This is a genomic window from Pseudoalteromonas sp. TB25 (assembly GCF_000497995.1).
Classification (GTDB): domain Bacteria; phylum Pseudomonadota; class Gammaproteobacteria; order Enterobacterales; family Alteromonadaceae; genus Pseudoalteromonas; species Pseudoalteromonas distincta.
The window spans coordinates 1-2451 of the sequence record NZ_AUTI01000280.1 but is presented as its reverse complement, the minus strand read 5'-3'; the positions used below and the strand labels follow the sequence as shown (position 1 = coordinate 2451).

At 39.9% G+C, this 2451-nt stretch carries 2 protein-coding genes; one reads left to right on the top strand and one right to left on the bottom strand.

The genetic code is table 11. The annotated features are described in order from the left end of the window. The coding region (locus L652_RS0109710; protein ID WP_024603425.1) for a glycoside hydrolase family 2 TIM barrel-domain containing protein at positions 1 to 1616 on the top strand (1616 nt) is incomplete at its 5' end. 52 nt (positions 1617 to 1668) lie between these two features. Here the strand turns inward: L652_RS0109710 and L652_RS0109705 are convergent. Beyond that, complete coding sequence (locus L652_RS0109705; RefSeq protein WP_024596695.1) at positions 1669 to 2115, bottom strand: DoxX family protein; 447 nt, start codon at positions 2113 to 2115, stop codon at positions 1669 to 1671. Between the last annotated feature and the right edge of the window lie 336 nt (positions 2116 to 2451).

Here is a 2451-nt window from a genome sequence, read left to right as displayed (position 1 = left end):
CCGACATTATTTGCCCAATGTATGCCCGTGTAGATACACATGTTGCCGATGACGCCGTACCAAAATATTCAATAAAAAAATGGCTAAGCCTACCGGGTGAAACTCGCCCGCTTATTTTATGTGAGTACGCCCATGCAATGGGTAACAGCCTAGGTAGCTTTGACGATTACTGGCAAGCATTTAGAGAATACCCTCGCCTGCAAGGTGGCTTTATTTGGGATTGGGTAGACCAAGGTTTATCTAAAACTGATGAAAATGGTGAGCATTACTGGGCCTACGGCGGCGATTTTGGTGATGAACTAAACGACCGCCAATTTTGTATTAACGGCTTATTATTTCCAGATCGCACACCGCATCCAAGCTTGTTTGAAGCTAAATACAGCCAGCAACATTTACAATTTACGCTGCGCGAGCAGACTCAAAACCAATTTACCGTTGATGTATTTAGCGATTATGTATTTAGACACACAGATAACGAAAAACTGGTTTGGCAGTTAATGCAAAATGGCATCTGTGTTGAACAAGGCGAGCATGTACTTAATATTGCTCCGCAAAGTACACACACGTTAACAATTAAAACTAAAACAACGTTTGAGCAAGGTGCGCAATACCACCTTAATTTAGATGTAGCACTAATTAACGATTGTAGCTTTGCAAGTGCCGAGCATGTATTAAACACCGAGCAGTTTAAGCTTATAAATAGTAATAATTTAAACAGTGAATCATTTGCATCAACTACAGAGCAAAGCGCTATAAGTGTTAACGAAACCGACTCCCACCTATGTATTGAAAACGATAAGTTTAAACTTGTTTTTAGCAAGCAATCAGGGCTTATAGAGCAGTGGTTACAAAACGATACTCAGGTTATTAGTAGCCCACTGGTTGATAACTTTTATCGCGCCCCGCTTGATAACGACATAGGCGTAAGCGAAGTAGATAACCTAGACCCTAATGCATGGGAGGCACGTTGGTTACGTGCAGGTATAGGGCAATGGCAGCGCACATGTAGCTCAATTCACGCAGTGCAATCAAGTGTTGATATACGTATTACTTGTGTATTTAATTATGAATTTAACGGCGTGCTACAAGCAAAAACACAATGGCTATATACACTAAATAATACCGGCAATATTAGCTTAAATGTTGATGTGCACTTAAACGATACACTTCCGCCAATGCCGCGTATAGGGCTAAGTACAACGCTTAACAAGCAAAGCGATACAAAAGTAAACTGGCGTGGTTTAGGGCCTTTTGAAAACTACCCAGATCGCAAAGCCGCAGCACGTTTAGGTTATTACAGCTTAAGTTTAAATGAGCTACATACCCCGTATATTTTCCCAACCGATAACGGCGTGCGTAGTGATTGCCAATTACTGAGTATTAATAATTTAACCGTAACCGGTGCGTTTTTATTTGCCGCCAGTGAGTATTCGCAAAGTATGTTAACGCAAGCGAAACACACTAACGAACTCATTGTTGATGATTGCGTACATGTACACATTGATCATCAACATATGGGGGTTGGTGGCGATGATTCATGGAGCCCAAGTACCCATAAAGAATATTTACTTGAGCAAAAGCAGTACAGTTATTCTTTAACATTATCTGCTGAATAATTTAAACAAAAATAGCGGCCAAATTGGCCGCTATTTTTTTAATTAACACACTCTATTTATTAGCGAGCTTTTTAGCTAATACGTTATCAAGAGAAAAGCTTCCCGCTCCTTGAATTGCTAAAACTACAGTTACTACTAGTAAAGTTAATGCGTATTCATAGCCATTGTTTGCCATAAATAAGCCATTACTAATATGTACGCTAAAAATAGCAATCAGCATAGTAAAGCCGGCAACTACAGCAGCTGGGCGAGTTAACAAACCAATTGCTAATGCAATGCCACCAAAAAACTCAGCGCTACCTGCCATCATTGCTAACCAATAGCCAGGCTCTAAACCAATACTCGCCATCCATTGGCCTGTACCTTCAAGCCCGTAACCGCCAAACCAAGCAAATAGCTTTTGTGCACCATGCGCCGCTAAAATAAGGCCAACTGGTACTCGTAAAATTAATGCTGCTACGCCTACTTTTGAGCTAAGTAATGTGTTTAGTAATTTCATGAGTTTTAGTCCTGTTTAAATTTATTTAATCGTTAGATTTTTTCTAACCGTTGAGCACAGTTTACTATCATCATTAAAAAACATTAATACGAAATTTATTGGTTAATTAGCAACGCAGTATTTATAATAACCCATAAAAAAACCGCCAACCCAAAGGTTGACGGTTTTTTATTAACGTATTACTTAGGGCGTGTTGATCTTTGTGGATTGAAATTTGTTCAATCTAGGGGCGATTAAATCGCGGCGCGAGGTTTGTAACCTAGTGGGCTAAGTAAAAACCGAGCAACAAAGAGTTAATCGTCCCTAGAAAGAACCCAAAGGGCAGCGCATGTTTGG

Coding starts and splice junctions, on each gene's coding strand:
- L652_RS0109705 (WP_024596695.1), bottom strand. CDS start 2,115: ATGAAATTACTAAACACATTACTTAGCTCAAAAGTAGGCGTAGCAGCA.